Below are 18,502 nucleotides of genomic sequence, written 5' to 3' on the forward strand. Positions count from 1 at the left end.
CAATCGGCTAGATTCCCTGAAAATCTATGGCAAAAATACTGATGACGGTTCTCCTATGAGGGAAAGGGTCGAAGAATCCTGCTTCTTTAAAAAGTGTTCCACCAATCGATAGCCCGAGGAGTAGCCGAGCATTTTCGGAAAGGATTTCTGTCCAAGAAGCAGCTGATCATGAAGGGGACTGCTTCGTTTCACTTCCAAATTGGGCTCTATCCATTTCTCGTAATAGCGGGACAATTCTTGTTCGTCGTAGGCTTTTGTCCAGGGAGCTACATACTTTTCCCCACAGTATTCCTTTACAGCATTTTCTGCCAGCCCTTCAAAGATGATGGAGTCAAGGAGCGTGTAGTGGTCCTCCTTTTTGCTTAACCGCTTCATTCGGACACAGTGATGATATTCATGCACAAATAACGCTTCATATTCTTTTGGATCTTCCTGGTCCGTAACGAAAAAGAAGATTTCATCTTTGAAGCACACCCCTGATTTTTTCATGGATGATTGGAACATCCCCCTCTTTTCCTGTACGGGGAATAGATAGATCGGGACGCTCGGTCCATTCCACTTCCGTTTATATTTTTTTTCAAAGAGAGCAAATCGTTCCCAAAGTTTCTTTTCTTTCATTTTTTCGTAAATATCTCCTGCGAGACGCGCAGAACGATACATTCCGTGCTTCGTAAGGTATTGATAAAACGATTGCTGATCGTCCTTTCCATTTTTCGTTTTCTTGAGAAAATCCAAGGGATTATCGATCCACTCTGCCAACCAATCATCTGTAGGTACAACTGCCACCTTCATCCCTCTTTCCATCTTTTTAACATGTATATGTTAAAGAGGAAAGATTCACAACAAAAAGAGCCTGCTACACGTAACAGGCTCTTTTTGTTAACTTTGATATTTTTTAAATACGATGGTGGCATTGTGACCGCCAAATCCTAATGAATTACTCATAGCTACATTCACTTCTTGTTTTCTTGCTTCATTTGCTACGTAGTCGAGATCACAATCAGGGTCCGGCGTTTCAATATTAATGGTAGGAGGAAGAACACTGTCTTTCATCGCGAGTACAGTGAAAATCGCTTCCACTCCTCCTGCTGCCCCAAGAAGGTGGCCCGTCATTGATTTCGTCGAGCTCATGGCCAGTTTATAAGCATGGTCCCCGAACACTTCCTTCACGGCCATCGTTTCGTATTTATCATTATATGGGGTACTTGTTCCGTGGGCATTGATGTAATCCATCTCTTCCGGACGGATTCCGCCATCTTCAAGTGCCATTTTCATTGCTCTTGCTCCGCCTTCTCCAGCCGGTGCCGGGGCAGTGATGTGATAGGCATCTCCGGTACATCCGTATCCGACGATTTCTGCATAAATCGTCGCTCCACGTTTTAAAGCATGCTCCAGTTCTTCCAGAACGACGATTCCCGCTCCTTCTCCCATGACGAACCCGTCACGGTTTGAATCAAAAGGTCTTGAAGCTTTCTCGGGATCTGGATTGGTGGAAAGGGCTGTGTTGGCACAGAATCCAGCAACGGACATTTTCGTGATTGGTGCTTCTGCTCCACCGGAAACCATCACATCCGCATCCCCGCGCTGAATGACCTTAAAGGCGTCACCGATAGAGTTTGTACCTGTTGCACAAGCCGTTACGGTACAAGAGTTGAACCCTTTGGCCCCGAGCATAATGGATACTTGTCCCGCTGCCATATCAGGTATGATCATCGGCACGAAGAACGGGCTTACCCGGCGATACCCACGTTTTTGGAAGGTTTCGTATTGTTGTTCGAATGTTTCCATTCCCCCGATACCCGAACCGATCCATACGCCGACGCGATGTGCATTTTCGTCTGTGATATCAAGTTTTGAATCTTTTACTGCCATTAACGATGCGGCAATCGCATAGTGAGTGAAGCGGTCCATCTTCCTTGCTTCTTTTCTTTCCACCCCGAACTCTTCAATATTGAAGTCTTTCAGTTCTGCCGCTACTTTGGCAGGATACTCATCGGCGTTTAAACGCGTTAAAGGCCCTACCCCCGTCTTTCCGGCCAAAATATTCGACCAGGCCGATTCAACATCATTACCTAAAGGCGTGACGCTTCCTAATCCTGTAACCACTACACGCTTTTTATTCATTCTAATCCATCTCCTTTATCTGAAAGTTGTCGATAAGCTCCGTTACTCAATTATTTACCCCAGCGCATAATGATCGCGCCCCAAGTTAAACCGCCACCGAATCCTACCATGACGACAACATCATTCTCTTTCACTCTTCCCGCTTCAAGATCTTCCACTAAAGAAACCGGGATAGAAGCCGCTGATGTATTCCCATATTTATTTACGGTCTTAGACATTTTTTCCACAGGCAGCTCAAGACGCTGCCTGGCTGCTTCCATAATACGGATATTGGCCTGGTGAGGAATCAGGAAATCTACGTCCTCTTTCCTTAAACCTGCCTTTTCAATCACATTAATACTGGATTCACCCATTTGGCGAACAGCGAACTTAAACACTTCCCGACCGTTCATGATCAATTTTTCATCCTGATACAAATGCTTCGCTCCTGATCCGTCCGATCCTAATTCAAAAGCAAGGATTCCCTTGCCGTCCGGAACGGGTCCAAGGACCGCCGCACCGGCAGCATCCCCAAATAGGACGGCTGTGTTACGATCCTCCCAGTCAGTGATTTTGGATAATTTCTCCACACCGACCACGAGGACATTCTTATATGCACCATTATCGATGAATTGCTTTGCTGTAATCATTCCATACATAAATCCCGCACATGCGGCACTGATATCCATTGCAGCCGCCTTCTTGGCTCCCAATCGCTCTTGAAGGAGGCAGGCAACAGATGGGAATGGATGATCCGGGGTAACGGTGGCAACCATGATCAGGTCGATGTCCTCGGGATTGACCTCCGCATCAGCAATTGCCTTCTTTGCGGCTTCGAAAGCCATATCAGATGTATTTGTTTCATTATTTGCTATTCTTCTTTCTTCAATGCCTGTCCTCGTCCGGATCCATTCATCCGAAGTATCCACCATTTTCTCAAGGTCCGCGTTCGTTAAGATCTTTTCAGGAAGATAACGTCCAATTCCAATAATACCTGTATTCATACTGGCGTTCCCTACTTTCGTTTATGTTTTTTTACTATACTCAATGGTTATTATCAATTATTATGACTTGGTACTAATTTTATCGAAGATTTCTACTTTCTGCAATTATTTTTTACTTATCCCTACTTTCTACACGTTTTTGACGATAAAAAACGGGCCACCGAAAATTCCGATAACCCGTTCTTTTTAAACACTTATTCTCTATGTAAGGCATCCTGCTTGCCTAATTCATAGGCTTCACTCATGACCTGTGTGAACAGTGTCATGAATGGCTGCAGCATTTCAGGAGAGAACTCGACTCCCGCTTGATCGAGCTGTTCCTTCGCTTGAGGAAAATACTTCATGGCAATCTGCATAAACTCCATTGTTTTGTCCTGATTCATTGCTTCGATTCCTTTCCATTCGGCAATTTGCCGGTATCAATATAGTCCTTGATATGTTGCTTCATTTCAGATTGAAAATCTTTCGGAATGAGCGGACTGAATTTGCCCATTGAGATCACACCGTCTTCAAAATCAAATTCCAGGTTGCCTGACTTTAGCTCATCTTGGGCGAACTTATCTGCTACTACTTCATACAACTTATCAGCCTGCTGGACAGTGCTTGTCAAGACCGTTGATTCCCCGAGATCGGATTGATCGGATACGTACCCTATGGCATAGAGTCCTTTTTCCTTAAGCTTTTCGATTACAGCTACATTATAGCCGTCACCTGCAGGATACACAACATCGGTATCCTCATTTAGTAAAGTGTCCAACTCTTTAAGGGCCCTCTCTTGGTCGTCCCAATGATTGGTGTACTCTACGTTAATCTCCGTCTCACTGTTTTGATACTTCGCTCCATCTATAAACCCTTGAACTTCAGGCTGCCACTCGAAAGCCGCAATCACACCGATCTTATTCGTTTTAGAGTGAAAGGCTGCTGTCATTCCTCCGAAAAAGCCCATTGCGTATCCCTTGAATTGTAGGCTTGTCGTGTTTTTCTCCGTGGCATGTCCGTTAAAGCTGACGAAATGCATATCGGGATGTTCCCCTGATAATTCATTGAAGACATCCACATACTCACTTCCGTGTCCAAATACTAAGGTGACATCCTTATCATCAAATTCCTCTACTGCCTGCTTGATTGATGTATCATTTTTCATTCCCTCTTTATAGAACACGTCTGCATGATAATCGGATTGTATTTTTAGTAATCCTTTGTAACCTTTTGTTCCCCATACTCCATCATTCACGGCTTCCGGAACAAGTAAACCAACCTTTTCTATCTCTTCGCTGTCCCCTGCCGAACAACCACTTAGTCCAACCAGGAATACAATCAGGAAAAACGTGTACCATTTCTTATTCATGTGCAGCAACTCCTTTAAAGCCCATGCAGCATCTATAAAAGGTTCATTACATCATCCCTATTTTACCCTCACCTGTATCAACATGAAAAGGAAAAGTTTTCTCATTCCTCCATTTCATGCAAGCGTATCCCTTTTTCTTGTTGATCAATGATACACTTGTGAGACTTGGATGGTCTGACAATCACTTCTTTTCCAACTGGATCGATTTCACAGTGACCAGCTGAAAACGTTTTAGTTGTAATATATGATAGAGCTTCATTCCAGCTCCTGTCTGAGAGTGGCTTCAAGGTAAAGGTGTCTTTTTTTGAAGAAAGATTGACAATCATTTTGGCTGCGTCCTTCACATAAATAGCCCCCGAGGGATCATCTACATAATCCGTTACGTCCCGTCTGCCGGTCAAAATCTGTGCAAACAGGAATTCTTCCGGTTGATGGATGCCATATAACGTTGGAAGGTAGAAGATAGCTCCATCCTCTTCAAAACCTCTATTTCCTTTCCCGTTGGAATAGACTCGAATCACTTGGAAGGGTTGGTCCACTTTTTTGAGCAGTTCATCAACTTCTGATAAATACCCCGCTCTATTCCCTCTTACCTGATCGTAGTAAGGAAGGAACACACTGGACCCTGAGCGTACGCTTTTATCCCATTCCCCATAAGGTACGTACTCCAGGTTTGCATTCCTTCCAATTTCCATCCATTTATCCTTCGTCTCCTTGTGCTCATCGATGGCGGTCACGGTCCATCCTTTTTCCAGAAGGGCATGACAGAGTTCAAATCCCAAAAACTGTTGTGCAGCAAAAACGAATGCATGATGGTTCAAGTCAATCACTCCAATTTATTAGTTATAACTCTTTCTCATGCAGGGAAAAGTAAGATGCGATCTTCCCTCCAAGAGACCCTCGCTTCTCAGGAAGAACAAAGAATAGATCCGTTGAAATTCCTTGTGCTAAACGCTCCGTATATATATCTTTTATGAGAGTGAATTGATTTTTATAACGATTTAGAGTCATTGACTGAACAATATACAGGGGAATAGGGATCTCCTGGAATATTTTGTAGTCCTGTGATTGTTGTGAGATAATTGCCTCACAATCCTCTTCCTTCATCTTCAGCATGAAGGAAAGTTCTTTTATCACTTTTTTATAAAAGAATTTCTGTTCTTTTTCTTGTTCTAAATGGTGATACATTGATACGCAGGGAGAGAGCAGGACGGCACTCCTGATATCATTTGCCAATTTCGGATAAAGATTTTTCAATACTAATGCTCCCATTCCTTCAGCCAAAATGTGGATCTTCCCATTAATGATTTCGTTCCGCTTCACATGCTGATAGAGTCGCCTGGCCAATTGCACGGCTTGATCGCTACCCCAATTCGCTCCATACAGATTACTATAATATACAATGTACCCCTTGGCTGTCAGCTCTTGAATCCACTTATACCGCGCCTCATGCTGCACCCAGAAACTGCTCTTTTCGTCTACATAGTGATGGGAGTCCCCTATAATCATTACAGCGAATCCATTTGGTCGTTCAGGGTAATGGATCATGCACCACTCTTGCTCTAATTGAAACAATCGTTGATACATTTAAATTTCTCCTTTTACATACTGAGTCTCTATAGTTTATGTAAAGAGACTGCATTTGTAAGGGAGATAGCCCATAGGAAACCTTTTATTTATAAATTTTCGGCCCCTATCCTACTACAGATGACAGGGTTTACATTTCACAGATTAGTCATTTATTAATTGGTGAAGCTGTGGTAAACTAATAAAGATTGAAAAGAGTGACAACATATGAGTGAATGTGTTCAATACATAGGAATGAGGTGACTTGGCGTGAGATTTTTTTGGATGTTCTTCTGGGCTTTTGCATTGTCCGAAATGCTGACTTACGTTGTAAGTTCAATGAATGGAAACGAATTTCATTTTCAAACAGGATTAATCCTTTCCGTTTGTTTCACGGTACTGGTATTCCTGATCACGCTTGTTATTCCAAACGAGCCTGTAGAAAACCATTAAGAAAAGCAGCCAAATCCGGCTGCTTTTTTTAATGAATCGCCAGACCATTTTCATCTGCATCAATCGTGATGGTTTGACCCTGTTGGATATTTCCGGCAATGAGCTCCCTTGCAAGCTTGGTCTCGATTTCCCTTTGAAGGTATCTTTTTAAAGGACGTGCCCCATACACGGGATCATAGGCGGATTCCGCTATGAATTCCTTCGCCCCCTCTGTCAGGGTAAGGATGATTTGCTGTTCCTCTACCCGATGCTGAAGGTCCTCGATGAGTTTATCAATGATCCCCTTAATGTTCTGGATGCTCAATGGTTTAAAGAGAATAATGTCATCCACACGGTTAAGGAATTCAGGGCGGAAAGCAGATCGCAGCTGACCCATGACGAGATCTTTCGTTTTAGAGTCAATCTCTTCCTCCCCTTTATTCCGTTCAAGGAGATGAGCAGAACCGATATTGGAGGTCATGATGATCACCGTGTTTTTACAATCACTGGTCCTCCCCTGAGAATCAGTGATCCTGCCATCGTCAAGCATTTGCAGAAGAATATTGAATACTTCGGGATGAGCCTTTTCAATTTCATCCAGTAAGATGACTGAATACGGTTTACGCCTGATCGCTTCCGTCAGCTGACCGCCTTCTTCATAGCCAACATATCCAGGAGGTGCACCGATCAAACGGGATACCGCATGCTTCTCCATGTATTCAGACATATCGATTCGGATCATTTGTTCTTCACTGTCAAATAACGTTTGGGCGAGTGTCTTCGCAAGCTCTGTCTTCCCGACTCCTGTAGGCCCTAAGAAAATGAAAGAACCAATCGGTCTGTTCGGATCCTTTATCCCTGCCCTTGCACGAATGACGGCATCACTGACCAGCTGTACAGCTTCATCCTGGCCGATCACCCGTTCATGAAGAATGTGATCAAGCTTCAACAACTTCTCCCTTTCTCCTTCTACAAGCTTTGTGACCGGGATCCCTGTCCATCTCGCCACAATGTTGGCCACTTCTTCTTCTGTCACTTCTTCACGAAGAAGGCGCCCTTCCTGTTCTTTCATCATTTCCTGCTCTACCGCAGCAAGTTCTTTCTCCATGGCCGGTATCCGTCCGTGCCTGAGCTCAGCGGCTTTATTCAAATCATAATCACTTTCGGCTTCTTCCAACTGGCGCCGGAGTTTCTCCAGTTCTTCCCGCTTCTCCTGTACGACAGAGATACTTTCTTTCTCCTGTTGCCATTTTAATTTCATAGTATTCGCTTTTTCCTTCAGATTGCTTAAATCTTCACGGATACGTCCGAGCCGCTCCAGGCTTGCCGCATCCTTTTCCTTATTCAACGCTGCTTCCTCAATTTCGAGCTGCATCACTTTACGGGTGACTTCATCGAGCTCTGACGGCATCGAATCGATTTCCGTCCGGATCATCGCACATGCTTCATCGATCAGGTCGATGGCTTTATCAGGGAGGAACCGGTCTGATATATAACGATCGGACAGGCTGGACGCAGCTACGATGGCCCGGTCATGAATATTGACCCCATGATGGATCTCGAATCGTTCCTTCAAGCCTCTCAGGATGGAAATCGTATCCTCCACATTCGGTTCCTGTACAAGCACTTGTTGAAAGCGTCTTTCCAGGGCGGGATCCTTCTCAATATACTTTCGGTATTCATTGAGGGTCGTTGCCCCGATGCAGTGAAGCTCCCCTCTGGCAAGCATGGGCTTCAGGATATTCCCCGCATCCATGGCCCCCTCTGTTTTTCCTGCACCGACAATCGTATGGAGTTCATCTATGAAAAGAAGAATGCGTCCTTCACTCTTTTTCACCACTTGGAGTACGGCCTTCAGCCGCTCTTCAAACTCACCCCTGAATTTCGCTCCAGCAACTAAAGAGCTCATATCAAGCTCGAAAATCGTCTTATCCTTCAAGCCTTCAGGAACGTCCTTACGAACAATCCTCTGGGCTAGACCTTCCACGATGGCGGTTTTCCCTACTCCCGGCTCTCCGATCAAGACGGGGTTATTCTTCGTTTTCCGTGAAAGAATGCGAATGACGTGGCGAATTTCACTATCTCTCCCGATGACAGGATCGATTCTCCCTGACCTCACATCCGCCACAAGATCCCTTCCGTATTTCTTCAATGCTTCATATTTCACTTCCGGGTTTTGTGTCGTCACCTTGCTCCCTCCTCTTATTTCTTCAATGATTTCTCTTATGTTCTTTTCCGTTACCGCCTGCTGCATTAAGTACTGCGTAATTGGATGCTGCTTCTGCTTCCACAAGGCAAGTGCAAGATGCTCAATGGACATGTAGTCATCTTCCCATTTACGTTTCATACTCTCACTATCTGCGAAAAGTTGATGGATATCCCTAGAAAGAAACTGTCCATATTGGATCCCTTCCCCGTGGACTGCAGGGATGTCATCTACCTTCCCATCGATCCATTCCGTCAATAACTGAATGGTTATCCCCGCCCGTTCATATATGGTGCGAAGGAAGCTATCTTCCGGCCCGAGCAGGGACTTCCACAAATGAAGGGCACTTATATCTGTATGTAGCTTTTCTGTGGCCAATTGACCAGCCAAAGCCAACCCTTCCTGAATGCTGTGGGTCATGTTATCAAGATTCATTTTCTGCCACCTCACATTTTGACCTTCATTGACCTTTAATGACATTATATCCCTTTCATTAGAAAAAGGAAAAGAAAAAGGAACAAGGATTGCCTTGAATGGGGCACCCTTGTTCCTGGTGGTTAAGGTTTTCTCATATACGACCATAGGCGGTTATGGTTAGAGTTCTCAGGAAACCTGTCCCCTGCTTTCAAACGCAGTTTTTGCGGATTCTTTACCATGCTCCCGGTTTCACCGATTTCTATATACTCACCATTGTTCGGTGCCTTTTCGCCGGCCCTGAATTGTCGTGACTGTCCCATTTTTACCCCTCCTTTTTCGAAGCAATGCTTCTTTCCTATTTTTCTACAAGCATGACCTTTCATGCATGCCAGATGAAGGATAAATCTGATTTTCCCATTAAGGTTTGATTAACTTTCGGAAAAAGGCTTTACAGTCTTTCCTTTAATGGTGTTAAATTAAAAAATGTGGAGAAAAAAAGCTTGGAGGATATACAATGGATTTTTATTTGATTATGAAATACTTATTTTTGGGGATTTTTCAAGGGTTCACGGAACCGATCCCGATTTCATCCAGTGGACACCTGCTGCTCGCTCAGCATTTCCTTGGAATCAAAGACACAACTCTGACCTTTGAAATGCTGGTTAATACGGCATCACTACTCGCTGTTCTCATCATTTACCGGGAAGACATCATTCGTCTCATCGTAAACGGACTCGGTTATTTCAAGGAGAAAACACCCGAAACCAAACGTGATTTTCATTTCATTATATACTTGCTGATCGGGACAATCCCTGCCGGGGTGATCGGTGTACTATTCGGCGATGTCATTGAGGAACATCTTACTTCTGTCATCACGGTAGGCATCACACTCATCGTTACAGGTATCGCCCTTTGGATGATCCGTAACCTGAGAGGAAGAAAAAATGATGGAGACCTAAATGTAAAGGACGCAATCATCATTGGTCTTGCACAGGCAGTTGCCCTCATCCCTGGAATCAGTCGGTCAGGTGCAACGATCGTTGCTGCCATGGCAAGCGGTATGAAGGCAGAGACAGCCCTCCGTTTCTCGTTCCTTCTTTATATTCCCGTCAGTGTGGGCGTCATGGTATTTGGAATAAGCGACTTGATGGGAGATCCGAACCTCGCTTCCATGGCAATTCCATATACAGTTGCCTTTATTGCATCCTTGATCGCTTCTTACTTCTCATTGAAGTGGTTCATGAATATCATGGCAAAAGGGAACTTGAAATATTTCGCTATTTATTGTGTTGCGGTCGGAGCAGCGGTCCTTATTTTCACATAAACCTTCTATCCGTTCGGTTTCTTTGTTAAGCTTGTTAGAATAAGACATTTTGATGAAATGATGTGATCTCATGAGTGAGAATGTTGAAGTGCCTTCCGGGATAAAACAATTATTCATCGAGAAGAAGTCGGTGAGAACCTTAAAAAAGGACGTTTTTTGTTTCAAGAAGGAAAAGCTGCTCACGAGTTATATTTGATCAAAAGCGGTCGGGTTCAAATAAGCAAAGTCATTCCCGATGGACGGGAATTGTCCCTGCGCATCTGTTCAACTGATGATGTCATCGGAGAATTGACTTTATTCAGTAAAGAAGCCTACTACATGCTCAGCGCGAAAATACTTGAGGACACGACGGTTTATGTTTTACCGAAAGAAAGGTTTGAAGAAACCCTTTCCCAAAATGGTGATTTGACAATACAATGGCTGAAATGGATACAAATTCAAAATCAGCAGAATCAGACAAAATTTCGCGACCTCATCCTTCATGGAAAAAAAGGAGCCCTGTATTCTACCCTGATCCGCATGACCAATACCTATGGGAAAGCCGTTAACGCCGGTATCCTGATCGACCTGCCCTTAACCAACCAGAAATTGGCCAATTTTTGTGGATCATCCAGGGAAGTCGTGAACAGATTATTGGGTGACTTGAAGAAAGACGACGTCCTTATGTCGGAAAAAGGATATATTACGATCTTAGATCTTGATTATCTGAAGAATGAAATTGACTGTGAAAATTGCCCGGTCTCCATTTGCAGGATTGATTGATCTAAACCTAAAAACCCCCTGAAGCAGGTATGCTTCAGGGGGTTTTCTCATTTATTTATATTACCTGATTCCCAATGCGATTTTCGCATAGCGGGACATATTGTCTTTGCTCCATGGTGGATTCCAGACGATGTCTACCTCTGTTTCTTTCACTTCGGGAATGTCGCTCAGTGCTGTTTTTACTTGATCCACAATGGTTCCGGCCAGGGGACATCCCATTGAAGTCAGGGTCATGGTGACTGTTGCCTTTCCTTCTTCATCGAGATCCACATCATACACTAAACCTAAATTCACTATGTCTATTCCTAATTCAGGGTCGACAACCTGCTCTAATGCACCCATCAAATTATCTTTTAGATCTTGATCCATGCTAATCACTCCTTTACCCTTATACTTGTCTCTTACCCATTTTCATTACTCATCTTAACAAATATCCACGTATAAAACAAAAGGTTAAGCTGATAGATGCTTCTCGAACCACTCGACAAGCCGTAACACGCCTTCTCTTGTGACTTTATGATCGGCTTTATCATCTTCTATGAAAAGAAGATGATCTTCCCGTTTCTCATAATAGGGCAATATGCTGTCATAGAATTCCCTGGTCAAATGGAAGGGGACGACTTTGTCGCGCTTTCCATGCCAGAACATGAGGGGTCTGCCCCGAAGCTTCTCCGGTTGAAGGCTAAGATCATAATGGGCAAGCTCACTCATCATGCTTTCGATTTCACCCTCGCTAAATGGGAGGTCATAACCCAGCGATTCCACTTGAGCCAGCTGGGCCTGTGCAAATTTCACATATGTAGGGTTCCCCATCAGTGAAACAGCTGAAGAAATCCATTCATATTGAGTCAGGGCACCCAATGTGACGATCCCCCCCATGGATGTACCGGCAACACCGATTCCATGTGGTGCAATCAGCCCTTTTTCTTCAAAGTGCTCTTTCAAGATAGATAGTTCATGAATGGTATTCAACACGATCTTCCAAAAAACTTCTCCTAACTGATACTCCGACTTTCCGGAAGATCGTTCTCCGTGCTCTAAACAATCCGGGAGTATCACTCTGAACCCCTTTTCAGCAAGAAGGTATGCGTAGTGAAGATTATGCTCTTTCGCACTCGTAAAGCCGTGAATAAAGAAGCATGTCGGTAACGGTTTATCCATGTCCTCTTCCCTCACAAGATGAAGGAATGGGATCGTTTGTATGTTTGATTTATCTATAAGAATCATGATGGTTCTCTCCCTCCTGATTGCTTTTCACTTTACTATGATATCCTAGATTTGGTAGTATGTATAATATTTAAATCGAAGGCGTATGTAAACATTTCTTAAAATCTATGTGCAGGCAGTGGACAACTTTTCACGTGAAGCGCTACACTAGAATAGCCTTCATACCAATAAGATTGGGGATTTGTATTCATGAACTCACAAGAAAAACATCTGATTGTTCTGGATCTCGATGGGACATTATTAACCGATGAGAAGAAAATCTCGTCCAAAACACATGACATATTAAAAAAAGCGCGCCATAGAGGGCATGAAGTGATGATTGCAACAGGCAGGCCGTTTCGTGCTAGTGAATTGTATTATCAACAAATGCAGTTGACCACTCCCATTGTCAATTTCAATGGGGCATTCGTGCATCACCCGACGGACCCATCATGGGGAGTCTACCATGAACCGATGGATCTGAAAGTGGCCAAACAAATCATCGATGCATGTGATGATTTCACGTTCCGTAATATCGTCGCTGAAGTGATGGATGATGTCTATCTTCATTATCATGACGAAAAGATCATCGATGTATTCATGATGGGTAATCCATCCATCTCAACAGGTGATATCCGGAATGTATTATCAGATCACCCTACATCCATGCTTATTCACGCTGAAGAAGAGGATGTAGCCGACATTCGCGCCCACCTCGATGATGTTCATGCAGAACTGATCGACCATCGCCGCTGGGCAGCACCTTGGCATATCATTGAGATCGTTAAATCCGGATTGAATAAAGCAGTAGGGATAGAGCGTGTCGCTTCTTCCTTGAACATCCCTCAAGAAAGGATCATCGCATTCGGGGATGAGGATAACGATCTGGAAATGCTCGAATACGCCGGAACAGGTGTGGCCATGGGTAATGCCATCGCTCCACTGAAGGATATTGCCAATGAAGTGACACTTTCGAATGAAGAGGATGGCATCGGGCGTTATCTGCAAAAACGCTTCGACTTATAAATCTGATGGAAGCGGTGGGTAAATCTTCTTACTGTACGTTCCGCCTCCGAGAGCCATACTAGAGAAGAACGCATCCAGCGTTCCAACTTGCACAAGGGGTGGTAAGTGATGGGTAGAAATAAATCGAAACGATTTGTACAACAAGGTAAAATTGCTGTATCAAAACATGACGAACGTATCCCGTATCATCTGACGTATGCAGAAGCAGAAGCTAAGAAGCTTGCTTCACATGGTGACGGTGCAGGGGGTCTGGAATAATGAGCAATCCTCTATTCCAACAGGCACGTAACGCTGTATCTTCAGCTAAACAGGCATGCAGTACGGGAGAAAACGCTCAAATGTCCATTGATAAAGCGAAAAATGCTTTGTCATCTGCTTACGCTAACTCGAATGTCGAAGAGCAGAAGCAGCTTCACGCTCTTCAAGATGAGTTGAACCGCCTATCATAAGCGAAATCAAACAGGGTTGCCCGTAAAAAGGCAACCCTGTTTATTTTATGGAAGAGCGACAAAATATGTGTGAATGATTCTGCCATCCCCCTCATCCCGCTCATATAAATTCAGGAACAGCTTTCCATTTCTCCTTTTCAACTCAGGGAGTATGATGGAAAATCCCGCCCAGGAAGGAGCTTCTTTATTCACTTTCATCAGCGTTTCCGGGAGGAGAACCCGATGTCCATCCTCAACCACATAGTAAAAACTCCCACTCGATACTCGGGCTTGCCCAGTGACCGTAAAGCGCCCCTTGACTTCCCGTACAATAACATCTTTAAAGGACGGGTGTTCCTGAGGTAAAACGCTCTCTGCTCCCGGTTTCAAGGGCGCCCCCAGTAACAGGATGGAGCAGATCAGTACATACACGATGGCTTTCAAGGTGATACCCCTTTCTATCTAGGTTCACCCATAGTATTTGTTAAACACGAGAATCTAATCTTTTCGAAAGAACCCGAATATCCCGGTTGTCTGGACGATATTTGTAAAGGCATTAGGATCCACGTCCTTGATCGTATGTTCAAGCTCGTACAATTCATACCGTGAAATGACGATGATCAACATTTCCTTGTCCTCTCCGGAAAATGCCCCTTTGGCGGGCAACGTCGTGATTCCCCTTATGAGCTTGGAATGGATGGCTTCCCGCAATTCGTTCGATTTCTTCGTGACGATCATCGCAGTCAGCTTCTCATGTCGTGTATGGATGGCATCGATGACACGTGTGGAAGCGTATAATGTCACTAATGTATACAGTGCTTTTTCCCATCCGTACAGGAACCCTGCAGACGTGATGATCACGGCATTCATCAAGAAGAAATAAGATCCGACCGGCTTATCTTTCATTCTTGACAGGATCATGGCGATGATATCCATCCCCCCGGTGGATGCTCCCCATTTCAATGTGATACCGACACCGACAGCGGCTATGACCCCGCCGAATACCGCATTCAAAAGGATGTCCGGTGATAATTTAATGACCGGGAGCACTTCCAGGAAAAAGGAAGTCAGAAACACGGAAATAAAGCTATACACAGTAAAGGAACGGCCGACCTTAAGCCACCCCAGAATGGTTACAGGAATATTAAGGATGAATAATAAAATACCTGTTGAAATATTGAATGGTGCAAACTCCTTCAATAAGCTCGACAGCAGCTGGGCAAGTCCCGTAAAGCCGCTCGCATACACATTTGCCGGAATAAGAAAGAAGTTCATGGCAATGGCCCCTAAAAGGGATCCGACCAGGACCACGACAAATTTCTTCGCCTCTAATTGAACATGATCTCTCGACATACACATACCTCCTACATCTTGATGTTATTTTCTATGTTCCACATTTCATCTTACCTAAACTCCTTCTACTATTCATCTTTTTATCCTAATTCATGTTCAATCGATTGTTATTTTCATTAAAAATCGCTAGACTAAAGCTATAAAGATAAGTCAAAGGATGATGAGGATGACAGTAAAATTATTTGCTGATAGTGCAAGCGATCTTCCTGCTGCCTATTTCAACGAACACAACATAGAGCTTCTTCCACTTAAAGTACATATAGATGGCCAGGACTACGAGGACTTGATCACCATTGAACCGAAAACCGTATTCAATAAAATCAGGGACGGACATATGCCGAAAACGTCCCAAGTCTCACCGGACCTGTTCCTTAAAAAGTTCACACAGCTTGCAGAATCGAATCAAGCGGGCATTTACGTTGCCTTCTCTTCCCAATTATCAGGCACGTATCAAACCGCTGTCATGATCCGGGATCAGGTAAAAGAAGATTACCCTGATCTTGATTTGACCATCATTGATTCGAAATGCGCTTCACTCGGATATGGGTTGGTCGTCATGAAAGCGGCCGAACTCCTGAACAATGGCGGGTCAAAAGAAGAAATCATCGAAGCCTCCCGGTTTAACTCTGAGCATATGGAACATCTCTTCACCGTGGAAGATCTTGAATACCTCGCAAAAGGTGGGCGGGTTTCAAAAGCTTCAGCCTTTTTAGGCGGACTGCTTAACATCAAGCCTCTTCTTCACATGGAAGATGGTAAGCTTGTCCCGCTTGAAAAATTACGCGGAAAAAAGAAACTTCTTAAACGTATTTTAGATATGATGGAAGAACGTGGTGAGAATCTTTCTGACCAGGTGATTGCCATCAGTCACGGCGACGATGAAGAGTTTGCCCTTGAAATGAAGCAGCTCATCGAGGAAAAATTTTCACCGAAGGACGTTTACATCAGTATTATTGGATGTGCCATAGGTTCTCATACAGGTACAGGGACCTTAGCCATATTTTTCTTAAACCAGCACTCATAAACTTCTCTCCCCTTCCCCATACTAATAACGAGATCCAATACGGAAGGGAGAATCATCATGCCACATACATCTGATAATGAAAAAAAGGCGAGGGACAACAATGCCCTGCGCCAGGAAAAGAATAAAATCAAAGAAGTAAACCGGAAAGCCGGTAAAAATCAATACTCCAAAAAAACGGATCATCTGTAAGGGATGGACCGGCCGGAAGTCACCCGTTCTTTCATGAATGGGTGGCTTTTGTTTTTATTTCAAAAAACCTCCACTATTTCAACCAAAGAAGTTGTATGTCCCGTCACAGCTTGTCTATAATGAAAAGAGAAAAAAGTATGGAGGGGTTACATATGGCAAAGGAAAGTTCGTTCGACATAGTATCCAAAGTGGATATGTCAGAAGTGAGCAATGCGATTCAAATTGCGTTAAAAGAGGTTCAAACCCGCTATGACTTCAAAGGGAGCAAAAGTGACATTAAATTAGACGGTGAGGAAATCGTCCTCGTCTCCGATGATGAATTCAAGATGAATCAGTTGAAGGACGTCCTTCTCAGTAAACTGATCAAGCGGAACGTCCCTGTGAAGAACCTTGATTACAGTAAGCTTGAAGGTGCATCAGGCGGTACTGTCCGTCAGCGTGCCAAGCTTGTACAGGGAATCGACAAAGACAATGCAAAGAAAATCAACACAATCATCAAAAACTCAGGCGTGAAGGTGAAGAGCCAGATTCAGGATGATCAGGTCCGCGTTATCGGTAAAAGCAAAGATGATCTCCAAAAAATCATCGCTGCCATCCGTGAAGCTGATCTTTCCATTGATGTACAATACGTAAACTTCCGTTAATAGAGTTTTCCAAAGAAGTCTAATGGGTACAATAATGCCATTAGACTTCTTTCAATTAGGAGGAAAAACATGAAGAAAAAAGTCATCATCATCGGTGCCGTCGGCGGAGGAGCGACGACAGCCTCTCAAATCAGGAAGCTCGACAGTGATATCGAGATCATCCTGCTAGAGAAAACCTCTTACTTATCCTACGGAGCCTGCGGCATGCCCTATTACTTAGGCGATGTAATCAAAGAGAGGGAAAGTCTTTTTGCCGCCACCCCTGAACAATTACATACTAAAAAGAATATTGACGTAAGAATGCATCACGAAGCGTTAAAAATCGATCGCGGGAAAAAATCTTTACTCATAAGAAATCATGATCGCAATGAAGATTACGATGAAACATATGACTATCTCGTGCTCGCTACCGGAGCATCCCCCTTTCTACCGGACATTCCAGGGATCGACCAAATCCCGTCTTTCCATCTCAGAACCGTCGAAGATATGGACAGGATCAAGCAATTCTTAGAAACCTCCAAACCCCACTCATGCACCATCATCGGCGGTGGATTCATCGGGGTCGAAATGGCTGAAAACTTCACCCATCTCGGCATGAAGGTGACGATCGTCGAAAGATCTGAACACGTCATCAGTATCATTGATGAGGAGACAGCTACAGGATTACAGAATCATATCACAGAAAAAGGGGTAAAGCTGTATACGAATGATGGTCTGAAAGAAGTACTGCCGGAGAATACGTTAAAACTCGACAGCGGTGAAACGTTACAGTCAGACTTCATCCTTCTTTCAGTCGGAGTGAAACCCCGGAACGAACTGGCGAAGGATGCCGGTTTATCAATCGGGGAATCAGGAGGGGTCGTCAGCAATGAGTTCATGCAAACCGCCGATGATTCCATTTATGCAGTCGGGGATGTCGTCGAGTCCATCGACTTCGTTGACGGTACGCCGAAACAAGTACCCCTTGCCTGGCCGGCTCATCGGCAAGCCTACATCATTGCAAAGCATTTATCAGGGGACCCTATTCCTTTCAAGGGGATGCTCGGGACGGCGATCGCCAAAGTATTCGATCTTTCCATCGCTTCAACGGGTCTCGGAGAGAAAGACTTAAAGGAAAAAGGCTATACTTATCAAACCGTCGTGCACGAAGGAAAGTCCCACGCCGGCTACTACCCCGGGGCTCATGACGTATATGTCCGCGTCCACTTCTGTCCTGAGACCGGTAAGATTTTCGGGGGGAATGTAGTAGGCGGTGAAGGTGTCGATAAACAAATCGATATCCTGGCCACTGCCATCTACGGCGGACTCTCGGTCACCGATCTCCAGGAAATCGAGACGTGCTACGCCCCTCCCTTCTCTTCACCTAAGGGATTGTTGAATATGATTGGATATAAAGCTGCGGGGTTATTGAAAAAGAAATGATTACAGGCAGGCTTCTCTTGGGAGGAGCCTGCTTTTTTTGTTGGGTGA

23 protein-coding genes are annotated in these 18,502 nt (G+C 44.3%); 10 read left to right on the forward strand and 13 right to left on the reverse strand.

Annotation, left to right across the window (positions count from 1 at the left end):
- Positions 1-24: 24 nt before the first annotated feature.
- The 7 genes from ATG71_RS19135 to ATG71_RS19165 all read right to left on the reverse strand — a co-directional run bounded on the left by ATG71_RS19135 (position 25) and on the right by ATG71_RS19165 (position 6,042).
- Complete coding sequence (locus ATG71_RS19135; RefSeq protein WP_179886583.1) at positions 25-786, reverse strand: DUF2268 domain-containing putative Zn-dependent protease; 762 nt, start codon at positions 784-786, stop codon at positions 25-27.
- 93 nt (positions 787-879) lie between these two features.
- Positions 880-2,124: a beta-ketoacyl-ACP synthase II gene (fabF, locus tag ATG71_RS19140; RefSeq protein WP_098441037.1), complete on the reverse strand. Its 1,245-nt coding sequence runs from the start codon at positions 2,122-2,124 to the stop codon at positions 880-882.
- 50 nt (positions 2,125-2,174) lie between these two features.
- On the reverse strand, positions 2,175-3,107 hold the full coding sequence (locus ATG71_RS19145) for a beta-ketoacyl-ACP synthase III (protein ID WP_098441038.1): 933 nt from the start codon (positions 3,105-3,107) through the stop codon (positions 2,175-2,177).
- A 194-nt stretch (positions 3,108-3,301) separates the two neighbouring features.
- Positions 3,302-3,490 carry a ComZ family protein gene (locus ATG71_RS19150; RefSeq protein ID WP_098441039.1) on the reverse strand — a complete coding sequence of 63 codons (189 nt, stop codon included), beginning with the start codon at positions 3,488-3,490 and terminating at the stop codon, positions 3,302-3,304.
- Positions 3,487-4,455, reverse strand: a complete 969-nt coding sequence (locus tag ATG71_RS19155) for a BMP family ABC transporter substrate-binding protein (protein WP_098441040.1) — start codon at positions 4,453-4,455, stop codon at positions 3,487-3,489. The genes ATG71_RS19150 and ATG71_RS19155 overlap by 4 nt, the downstream gene beginning before the upstream one ends.
- 101 nt (positions 4,456-4,556) lie before the next feature.
- Entirely contained in the window at positions 4,557-5,276 is a 720-nt protein-coding gene (locus ATG71_RS19160) for a hypothetical protein (protein WP_098441041.1), read from the reverse strand.
- 22 nt (positions 5,277-5,298) lie between these two features.
- The gene (locus ATG71_RS19165; protein WP_098441042.1) at positions 5,299-6,042 is read right to left on the reverse strand and encodes an alpha/beta fold hydrolase; all 744 of its coding nucleotides are present in this window, start codon (positions 6,040-6,042) and stop codon (positions 5,299-5,301) included.
- 249 nt (positions 6,043-6,291) lie between these two features.
- Between ATG71_RS19165 and ATG71_RS19170 the strand changes: the two genes are divergently transcribed.
- Positions 6,292-6,474 carry a YjzD family protein gene (locus ATG71_RS19170; protein WP_060670286.1) on the forward strand — a complete coding sequence of 61 codons (183 nt, stop codon included), beginning with the start codon at positions 6,292-6,294 and terminating at the stop codon, positions 6,472-6,474.
- A 28-nt stretch (positions 6,475-6,502) separates the two neighbouring features.
- On the opposite strand, the gene clpB is transcribed toward ATG71_RS19170, so the two are convergent.
- Together clpB and ATG71_RS19180 are read right to left on the reverse strand one after the other, a co-directional pair.
- The gene (clpB, locus tag ATG71_RS19175) at positions 6,503-9,094 is read right to left on the reverse strand and encodes an ATP-dependent chaperone ClpB (RefSeq protein ID WP_098441903.1); all 2,592 of its coding nucleotides are present in this window, start codon (positions 9,092-9,094) and stop codon (positions 6,503-6,505) included.
- A gap of 122 nt (positions 9,095-9,216) precedes the next feature.
- Positions 9,217-9,396, reverse strand: coding sequence for a YjzC family protein (locus ATG71_RS19180; RefSeq protein WP_034763424.1), 180 nt, complete (start codon positions 9,394-9,396; stop codon positions 9,217-9,219).
- 194 nt (positions 9,397-9,590) lie between these two features.
- Here ATG71_RS19180 and ATG71_RS19185 point away from each other — a divergent pair, with 194 nt between their 5' ends.
- Both ATG71_RS19185 and ATG71_RS19190 read left to right on the forward strand, forming a co-directional pair.
- Positions 9,591-10,400 (forward strand): undecaprenyl-diphosphate phosphatase, encoded by an 810-nt coding sequence (locus ATG71_RS19185; protein WP_098441043.1) that lies wholly within the window; start codon positions 9,591-9,593, stop codon positions 10,398-10,400.
- 156 nt (positions 10,401-10,556) lie between these two features.
- Positions 10,557-11,162 (forward strand): Crp/Fnr family transcriptional regulator, encoded by a 606-nt coding sequence (locus ATG71_RS19190; protein WP_286163067.1) that lies wholly within the window; start codon positions 10,557-10,559, stop codon positions 11,160-11,162.
- Positions 11,163-11,222: 60 nt separating this feature from the next.
- Here ATG71_RS19190 and ATG71_RS19195 read toward each other — a convergent pair whose 3' ends face one another.
- On the reverse strand, positions 11,223-11,531 hold the full coding sequence (locus ATG71_RS19195) for a metal-sulfur cluster assembly factor (RefSeq protein WP_044337705.1): 309 nt from the start codon (positions 11,529-11,531) through the stop codon (positions 11,223-11,225).
- An 84-nt stretch (positions 11,532-11,615) separates the two neighbouring features.
- Entirely contained in the window at positions 11,616-12,389 is a 774-nt protein-coding gene (locus tag ATG71_RS19200) for a prolyl oligopeptidase family serine peptidase (protein WP_098441045.1), read from the reverse strand.
- Between the two features lie 189 nt (positions 12,390-12,578).
- Here ATG71_RS19200 and ATG71_RS19205 point away from each other — a divergent pair, with 189 nt between their 5' ends.
- The 3 genes from ATG71_RS19205 to ATG71_RS19210 all read left to right on the forward strand — a co-directional run bounded on the left by ATG71_RS19205 (position 12,579) and on the right by ATG71_RS19210 (position 13,843).
- A complete protein-coding gene (locus tag ATG71_RS19205; protein ID WP_098441046.1) occupies positions 12,579-13,394 on the forward strand; it encodes a Cof-type HAD-IIB family hydrolase in 816 nt (271 codons plus the stop codon).
- A gap of 108 nt (positions 13,395-13,502) precedes the next feature.
- Positions 13,503-13,652, forward strand: coding sequence for a hypothetical protein (locus ATG71_RS23495; protein WP_179886584.1), 150 nt, complete (start codon positions 13,503-13,505; stop codon positions 13,650-13,652).
- Positions 13,652-13,843 (forward strand): DUF3813 domain-containing protein, encoded by a 192-nt coding sequence (locus tag ATG71_RS19210; protein ID WP_098441047.1) that lies wholly within the window; start codon positions 13,652-13,654, stop codon positions 13,841-13,843. Before ATG71_RS23495 ends, ATG71_RS19210 begins: the two co-directional genes overlap by 1 nt.
- A gap of 45 nt (positions 13,844-13,888) precedes the next feature.
- Here the strand turns inward: ATG71_RS19210 and ATG71_RS19215 are convergent, their stop codons facing one another.
- Both ATG71_RS19215 and ATG71_RS19220 read right to left on the reverse strand, forming a co-directional pair.
- On the reverse strand, positions 13,889-14,266 hold the full coding sequence (locus ATG71_RS19215) for a Gmad2 immunoglobulin-like domain-containing protein (RefSeq protein WP_179886585.1): 378 nt from the start codon (positions 14,264-14,266) through the stop codon (positions 13,889-13,891).
- A gap of 54 nt (positions 14,267-14,320) precedes the next feature.
- Positions 14,321-15,175 carry a YitT family protein gene (locus tag ATG71_RS19220; protein WP_098441049.1) on the reverse strand — a complete coding sequence of 285 codons (855 nt, stop codon included), beginning with the start codon at positions 15,173-15,175 and terminating at the stop codon, positions 14,321-14,323.
- Between the two features lie 166 nt (positions 15,176-15,341).
- Here ATG71_RS19220 and ATG71_RS19225 point away from each other — a divergent pair, with 166 nt between their 5' ends.
- The 4 genes from ATG71_RS19225 (at position 15,342) to ATG71_RS19240 (ending at position 18,454) form a co-directional block, all read left to right on the forward strand.
- Positions 15,342-16,199, forward strand: a complete 858-nt coding sequence (locus ATG71_RS19225; RefSeq protein ID WP_098441050.1) for a DegV family protein — start codon at positions 15,342-15,344, stop codon at positions 16,197-16,199.
- A gap of 57 nt (positions 16,200-16,256) precedes the next feature.
- Complete coding sequence (locus ATG71_RS19230; protein WP_098441051.1) at positions 16,257-16,388, forward strand: DUF3941 domain-containing protein; 132 nt, start codon at positions 16,257-16,259, stop codon at positions 16,386-16,388.
- A 152-nt stretch (positions 16,389-16,540) separates the two neighbouring features.
- Positions 16,541-17,032, forward strand: a complete 492-nt coding sequence (locus ATG71_RS19235) for a YajQ family cyclic di-GMP-binding protein (protein WP_098441052.1) — start codon at positions 16,541-16,543, stop codon at positions 17,030-17,032.
- 69 nt (positions 17,033-17,101) lie between these two features.
- On the forward strand, positions 17,102-18,454 hold the full coding sequence (locus tag ATG71_RS19240) for a CoA-disulfide reductase (RefSeq protein WP_098441053.1): 1,353 nt from the start codon (positions 17,102-17,104) through the stop codon (positions 18,452-18,454).
- Positions 18,455-18,502: the final 48 nt, after the last annotated feature.

The sequence above is a fragment of the Bacillus sp. es.034 genome, assembly GCF_002563655.1.
Lineage (GTDB): Bacteria > Bacillota > Bacilli > Bacillales > Bacillaceae_B > Rossellomorea.